The 6,731-nt window shown below is 65.2% G+C and carries 6 protein-coding genes; 4 read left to right on the forward strand and 2 right to left on the reverse strand.

Features of this window, described 5'->3' with window-relative positions; translation table 11 throughout:
- Positions 1 to 148: 148 nt before the first annotated feature.
- Positions 149 to 1,012, reverse strand: a complete 864-nt coding sequence (locus Y882_RS13520; protein WP_046972462.1) for an SPFH domain-containing protein — start codon at positions 1,010 to 1,012, stop codon at positions 149 to 151.
- Positions 1,013 to 1,015: 3 nt separating this feature from the next.
- Positions 1,016 to 1,213 (reverse strand): hypothetical protein, encoded by a 198-nt coding sequence (locus Y882_RS13525; RefSeq protein WP_046972463.1) that lies wholly within the window; start codon positions 1,211 to 1,213, stop codon positions 1,016 to 1,018.
- A 354-nt stretch (positions 1,214 to 1,567) separates the two neighbouring features.
- Between Y882_RS13525 and Y882_RS13530 the strand changes: the two genes are divergently transcribed.
- The 4 genes from Y882_RS13530 (at position 1,568) to Y882_RS13545 (ending at position 6,567) form a co-directional block, all read left to right on the forward strand.
- The gene (locus Y882_RS13530) at positions 1,568 to 1,954 is read left to right on the forward strand and encodes a BlaI/MecI/CopY family transcriptional regulator (protein WP_046972464.1); all 387 of its coding nucleotides are present in this window, start codon (positions 1,568 to 1,570) and stop codon (positions 1,952 to 1,954) included.
- A 1-nt stretch (position 1,955) separates the two neighbouring features.
- The gene (locus Y882_RS13535) at positions 1,956 to 3,914 is read left to right on the forward strand and encodes a M56 family metallopeptidase (RefSeq protein ID WP_046972465.1); all 1,959 of its coding nucleotides are present in this window, start codon (positions 1,956 to 1,958) and stop codon (positions 3,912 to 3,914) included.
- Positions 3,915 to 4,045: 131 nt separating this feature from the next.
- Positions 4,046 to 5,347, forward strand: a complete 1,302-nt coding sequence (locus tag Y882_RS13540; protein ID WP_046972466.1) for an ABC transporter permease — start codon at positions 4,046 to 4,048, stop codon at positions 5,345 to 5,347.
- An 8-nt stretch (positions 5,348 to 5,355) separates the two neighbouring features.
- Complete coding sequence (locus Y882_RS13545) at positions 5,356 to 6,567, forward strand: ABC transporter permease (protein WP_046972467.1); 1,212 nt, start codon at positions 5,356 to 5,358, stop codon at positions 6,565 to 6,567.
- The last annotated feature ends 164 nt before the right edge of the window (positions 6,568 to 6,731 follow it).

Raw genomic sequence — 6,731 nt, forward strand, 5'->3', positions numbered from 1 at the left:
GGAGAGGGTTGGGGTGAGGGGCCACTCTTGCCTCGGTGTCGCTACGTAGCCAAGCGTGATTTAAAAGCCCGTGATAGGACATTCCTTCTCGAGCACCCGCCCCTCACCCCAGCCCTCTCCCCGGCGGGGAGAGGGAGCAGGAGCCGGCTTATTTCTGCACCGTTCCCAGGCTTACAAACGGCAGCGCGCTACTTCCGGTGTAAGTGGGCAAATGCCCGTCCCACTTCTCGATCGCCGACATCTGCACGATGTTCGGGTTCTGCCTCAACGCATCGCCCTTGAGCTCGATCGCCTTGGCCTCCGCCTCCGCGATGGTGATCTGTGCCTGGGCACGTCCCTGTGCTTCGGCTTCCACTTTCTCCGCTTCGGCCCTGGCCTGCGCCACTTCGTTCTGGCGTTGCTCGGCCATCTGCGTCGCCTGGATCTTGGCGTTGATCGACTGCACCACGTTTTCGGGCAGGCGCAGTTCGCCGATCCAGTAGATCTTCTCCACGTTGATGCCGACGGCGGACACTTCCTCGCTCACGTCCTTCTGCACTGACTCGATCAGGCTGGCCTTGCCCTTGCCGTAGACCGATTCGATGTCCAGGTTGGAGGCTTCCTTGACCAGCGCATCGCGGATCATGTTGCGCAGATAGACGTCGGTGATCTCATCGATGCCCTTGCGGTATTTCTGGAAAATCAGCGTCACCTTGGACGGATCGATGTGATACGTGATGCCCACGTCGGCGTTGACGGTTAGGCCCTGCGCGGTCTGGAAGCTGATCGACTCGTCCACCGCGCGGCCCTCCATGGTGGAGCGCGTGAAGGTGTAGGTCTGGGTGAAGGTCGGGAAGGTGTACATCTCGTAGCCCCAGCCCACCCAGTAACGACCGGGCGGCAGTTCCTTCAGTGCGCCCTTGTCATCGCCATACATCTGGAACTTCACGCCCACATTGCCCGCCGGCACTTTCGAGCAGGCGGCAAGCAACAGGGCCGAAAGCGACAACGACAGAGTCAATACGCGTTTCATTGATCATTCCTTGTGAGTGAAACCGCGGCGCAGCAGCAGATAGCCCCACGCCAGTAGCAAGGCCAGCAGCAGCAGGCCGCTGAGCACGGCCAGCGTGCTCGGCGCCGAGATCAGCTCCGGCCCGATGACAGCGACGTACAGCAGCAGGCAGACGACGAACGGCCACAGCCGATGCGCCAGCCAGTCGACAAGCGTCTTCATGGTTTTCCCCGTGGTGATGATGTGTTGGCGAATGCCGTACGGACGTCCGTTCGCACGCTTGCTATTGGGCACGATCGCCGTGCCGAGCCAAGCCGCAAAGGACGAAAGGCGTGCTAACCCGTGGGTGCGATGACTCGCGGTGAGCCGCGGGATGGGTCAGCGATGAGTAGCGTGCGAGCCTTCATATAAGCGCACTCCAGGCGCGCTGCAGGATGAGGACGGGGCGCACTCTACTCCGATTTTGGTGCGTTGCAACAAGTCAGCACTGACGCAAATCCATCACCACCGGCCTATTGACTACAGCTGTAGTCACGGCGTACGTTGACTACAGCTGTAGTCACCAGGACCTTGGACATGGGCAAGCCAACCATCGGCGATCAGGAGCTCGCGCTCCTGCAATACGTCGCCGAAAACAACAACGCATCGGTCGGCGAAGTGGCGACCGGATTCGGCGAACCGCGCGGCCTCGCGCGCTCGACCGTACTGACCATGATGGAACGCCTGCGCGGCAAGTCCTACCTGCGCCGCAAGCAGGTGCAGGGCGTGTATCGCTACAGCCCTTCCACCGGCCCGGGCGAAGTCATGCGCAGCGCAGTGGGCCAGTTTGTGGAGAAGACGCTCAGCGGTTCGGTGTCGCCGTTCGTGGCGTGGATGTCCGAACGCACGGACGTCAGCGACAACGAACTGGCCGAACTCGAAGCCCTGGTGCACCAACTGCAGTCGCGCCGCAAGGAGACCTGACATGAGCGCTGTTGCCTCTCTCGCACAGGAAGTGATCGGCCGCCTTGCCTGGACCTCGCTGCAGGCGGCACTGCTGGTGGGCGCCGTGTGGCTGCTCAACCGGCAGCTGCCGCGGCTCTCCGCCGCCACGCGCTCGCTGCTGTGGTGGCTGCTGGGCGTGCAGCTGCTGATGGGCTTGCTGCTGCCCACGCCGGTGGCGCTACCGCTGCTGTCGCCGGCTTCCGCCGAAACCACCGTCATCACCACGGTGGCGCCGAGCGAGCATCACATCGCCAGCGTGGGTCAAAGCTCGGCCTCGTTCTCGGCCGATCCGGGTGGCGATCAACAAACCGTGATCGTGCGATCCACCACCTCGGCGCCGCACACCTGGTCACGCTGGTTGCCGGCGCTCCTGGCGGCATGGCTGGCCGGCGTACTGGTGCAGACGCTGATCACCTTGCGTCACTGGCGCGAGGCACGCCGGGTGGTGCGCGCATCGCGGCCGTTGGACGATGCCGCGTTGCAGGCGCTGTGCGCCGAGCAGGCGCATGCGATGGGCTTGCGCCGCTGTCCCGCGCTGCGTGTCTCCGCTGCGATTCGTTCGCCGCAGGTAAGCGGCGTGTGGCGGCCGGTGGTGTTGCTGCCGGCGGACCAGAACCTGTCTTCCGAGGAAAGCGCGCTTGCACTTGCCCACGAACTTACCCATCTGCGCCGCGGCGATCTGTGGATGGGTTGGATTCCGGCGATTGCGCAGCGCCTGTTCTTCTTTCACCCAATGGTGTCGTGGGCGATGCGCGAGTACGCCTTGAACCGCGAGGCCGCATGCGACGCGCAAGTGGTTCACCAGCACGACGCTGCACCGCAGGACTACGGTCGCCTGCTGCTGCGCCTGGGCGTGGCGCATCCGCTGCACGCCGGTCTTGCCGGCGCGTCGCCGACCTTCCACAACCTGAAAAGGCGACTGACCATGTTGCAGCTGAGCGATCAGGATACGACCTCGCGCGTACGCAGCTGGCTGCTGGTTGCGCTGGTCGCCGCTATCGGCGTGCTGCCGTATCGCGTGACCGAGGCCAAGGGCGATACGGCGTCTGCGCCGGCCAGCGCGTCGAGTGCCATGTCGGTGCCCGCGACACCGCCGACGCCTGCGACACCTGCCACGCCGGCAACACCTTTGACGCCTGCCACGCCGCTCACGCCAACGACGCCGAAGACCAAGCACTCGCCACGCGGCAGCATGACGCCGCCGCCCGTGCCGCCTGTACCGCCGGCGCCGCCCGCGCCCAAGGCTCCGGTACCGCCGCCTCCGCCGCCGGCCCCACCGGCACCGCCGGCGCCGCGTTCCGAAGGCTTCTCTGCGCACCATATCGACATCGACACCCATACCGGCGCGCAATACGGCTTCGCCTTGCTCGATAAGGATTCGGTGATCATCAATGGCAACGATGTGGACGTCGCGGTGGCGCGCAGCATGCGCGGGCAATCGGAGCCACTTGTGTTGTTCCGTCGCGGCAACAACTCCTATGTGATCCGCGATGACACTTATGTCACGCGTGCCAAGGCGGCTTACGCGGCCGTGACCGAGCTGTCCAAGGAACAGGGCCGGCTGAGTGGCGAGCAAGGCCGCGTGAGTGGACAGGAGAGTGGCATCGGCGCACGCCAGGGCGCCCTGGGCGAGCGGCTGGCGCGCATGGCCACGCGTGAGGCAGAGATTGCCGCGCGCCAGGCGCAGCGTCCCTCATCCGATGGCGGTGAGGCCGAGCGCGCATCCTTCGAGTCCGAGCGTGCCGAGATCGATCGCGAGCGTGCCGGCCTGGAACGCGAACAGCAAGACCTCGAAAAACAGCAGCAGGCCCTGGAAAAACAGCAGGAAGCACTTGCCCATCGCGAGGAACAAGCCACCGAACAGGCAACCCAGCAGATGAGCCGTCTGCTCGACGAGGCGCTGGCCAAGGGCGTCGCCCAGCCGGTGAGCAACCGCTAGCCATTACGTGGTGGCGTGCCCGGCGCGCCACCACGCTCAGAACCTTATCGATCCAACACACGCCCCGGTTTGCCGGGGTGACGGATAACCGTTGCCCACGTGCAGCTGAGCCATGCAAGGAAGGAGGCGACATGATTGGCTACTACGCCACAACCGCCATCAGCAGTCTGCGCCGCAGCAAGGCGCTCGCCGCGCTGATGGTGCTGGTCATCGGCCTGGGCATCGGCGCCAGCATGACCATGATCACGATCTTCCACGTGCTTTCCGGTGATCCGCTGCCGGGCCGCAGCGGACAGCTCTATGCACCGGTGATCGACATCCGGCCACTGGCACGCGATCACAGCGAGCCCGCCGAACCGGACGGCAATTTCAGCTGGCCGGATGCCATGAATCTGCTGCACGCGCGCAGGGCGGATCGTCAGGCCGCGATGGCGGGCGGTGCGGTGCCGGTGCGACCGGCGCAGAGCGGCGAGCTGCCGTTCTACGAAACAGGACGCTACGTGACCGCCGACTTCTTCAGCATGTTCAACGTGCCGTTTGCCGCTGGCAGTGCCTGGCGTAGTGACGATGACGAGAACCACGCGCGCATCGTCGTGCTCAACCGCGAGCTGGCGCGCAAGCTGTTCGGCAACGCACCGGCTATAGGCCATAGCGTGCGCTTGAAGAACACCGATTTCCGCGTGGTCGGCGTGCTCGATGACTGGCATCCGCAGCCGCAGTTCTACGCACAGGTAGATGGACGCAGCTTCGGCAAGACCGACCAGTTCTTCCTGCCATTGCAGACCGCGCAGGATCTGGGACTGGACTTCAACGGCCGCCTCTCCTGCTGGGACAGTGGCGGCGAAGCGCGCACCAGCAACCACTGCGTGTGGCTGCAATTCTGGGTGCAGCTGGACAGCATGGCCAAGGTGCAGGCGTATCGGCAATTCATGGCCAGCTACTGGCGCGACCAGCAGTCGCACGGTCGCATGCCGCGCCCCGTCGACGCACAGCTCTACGGCCTGATGGACTGGTTGACGCGCCAGCACACCATCCCCGACGACCTGCGCCTGCAGCTGTCGCTGTCGCTGGGTTTTCTCGCGGTCTGCATGCTCAACGTGGTCGGTCTGCTGCTGGCCACCTTCCTGCGCCGCGGCGGCGAGATCAGCGTGCGTCGTGCACTCGGTGCGCGACGCTGGGACATCTTCCTGCAACTGGGCGTGGAGTCGTGCGTGATCGGCCTGGCGGGCGGTCTGCTCGGTCTGGGCATCGCCTGTCTGGGCTTGTGGAGCGTGCGCCAGCGGCCCGATGGCTATGCGCAACTCGCGCAGATGGATGCGGGCATGCTGCTTGGAACCTTTGTGCTTGCCCTGGCCGCCAGCGTGATCGCGGGCCTGCTGCCTGCGTGGCGCGCCTGCCGCATTCCACCCGCCCTGCAACTGAAGACGCAATGAGGCCTGTCATGTCGCATTCGCCCCTGATCGCCAGTCTGTCGCGTCACAAGCTCACCGTTTGCCTGCTGGTGATGCAGGTGGCGTTGACCTGCGCCATCGTCTGCAATGTCGCGTCCATCATCGGCCATCGCCTGGCGCAGATGCAGTTGCCCAGCGGCGTGGTGGAAAACGAGCTCGCCCTGATCGAAAGCATCAGCGTGGACGAATCGGCCAATCACCTCGCCAAGCACGACGCCGATATGGCGGCGCTGCGCGCGATCCCCGGCGTCACCATGGTGGCTGCCGTGGACGCCCTGCCCTTCAACGGCAACAACTGGAGCAACGGCATCTCGCTGGTGCCGAACGGTCCATCGCCCGCCACTGCCACGGCGTTCAACGGCACGCAGAACGAAGCACAGGTGCTCGGCATGCGCCTGGTGGCGGGACGCTGGTTTCTGCCGGAGGAATACCTTCCGCTCGACGCGGCGCATGACTGGGCCGGCATCAACCACGTGCCATCCACCATCATCACGCGGACACTCGCTACCAAGTTGTTTCCGAGTCAGGACCCGCTGGGCAAGGTGATTTATCCGGGCGATGGACCGGTGCGCATCGTCGGCGTGATCGATCAGCTGCTGCGCCCCTCGTTGGGCGAGTCCGATGCGAGCGGCTACGCCACGCTGTTCCCCATGTTGCCGGACACGGCCGATATCACCTACGTGATGCGCACGGCACCACAGGACAGGGAACGCGTGCTCAAACAGGCGCAGCAGGTGCTCGCCAGCCTCGACAACAACCGCGTGCTGCGGCATCCGCAGACCTTCACGCAGATGCGTGAGGACTATTTCCGCCGCGATCGCACCATGATCACCCTGCTGCTATCCGCCGCACTCGGCTTGCTGCTGGTGACGGCCGCCGGCATCGCCGGCCTGGCCAGCTTCTGGGTCCAACAGCGCCGCCGCTCCATCGGCATCCGCCGCGCCGTTGGCGCCACGCGACGCGACATCCTGCGCTATTTCCAAACCGAGAATGGAGTGATCGTTGGCGCGGGCGTGGTGTTGGGTGTTGTACTGGCCTACGCACTGAACATGTTGCTGATGCAGCACTACGCGTTGCAGCGCTTGCCGTGGCCGTATGTGCCGGTGGGCGTGGTGTCGCTGTGCCTGCTGGGGCAGTTGGCGGTGTTGGGGCCGGCGTTGCGGGCGAGCTCGGTGCCGCCGGTGGTGGCGACTAGGGGGTAGGTGGGCGTTTGTCGCCATATTGCGGCTCGCCATAGTTCATGGGGCCCATAACGGAGCCTCGCCGCGCGTAAGCATCAGCGACGCGTCGGTCGTGCGGGCATGTCTGTGGGAGCGCACCCTGTGCGCGACAGCCACGCTTGGGTCTACCGCTCCGTAGGCTTGTC

This window comes from Dyella japonica DSM 16301, assembly GCF_001010355.1.
In the GTDB taxonomy this organism is placed as follows: Bacteria; Pseudomonadota; Gammaproteobacteria; order Xanthomonadales; family Rhodanobacteraceae; genus Dyella; species Dyella japonica.

What these genes read in the sequence shown, in the direction of transcription:
- Y882_RS13520 (WP_046972462.1), bottom strand. Translation starts at nt 1,012, where the DNA reads ATGAAACGCGTATTGACTCTGTCGTTGTCGCTTTCGGCCCTGTTGCTT.
- Y882_RS13525 (WP_046972463.1), bottom strand. Translation starts at nt 1,213, where the DNA reads ATGAAGACGCTTGTCGACTGGCTGGCGCATCGGCTGTGGCCGTTCGTC.
- Y882_RS13530 (WP_046972464.1), top strand. Translation starts at nt 1,568, where the DNA reads ATGGGCAAGCCAACCATCGGCGATCAGGAGCTCGCGCTCCTGCAATAC.
- Y882_RS13535 (WP_046972465.1), top strand. Translation starts at nt 1,956, where the DNA reads ATGAGCGCTGTTGCCTCTCTCGCACAGGAAGTGATCGGCCGCCTTGCC.
- Y882_RS13540 (WP_046972466.1), top strand. Translation starts at nt 4,046, where the DNA reads ATGATTGGCTACTACGCCACAACCGCCATCAGCAGTCTGCGCCGCAGC.
- Y882_RS13545 (WP_046972467.1), top strand. Translation starts at nt 5,356, where the DNA reads ATGTCGCATTCGCCCCTGATCGCCAGTCTGTCGCGTCACAAGCTCACC.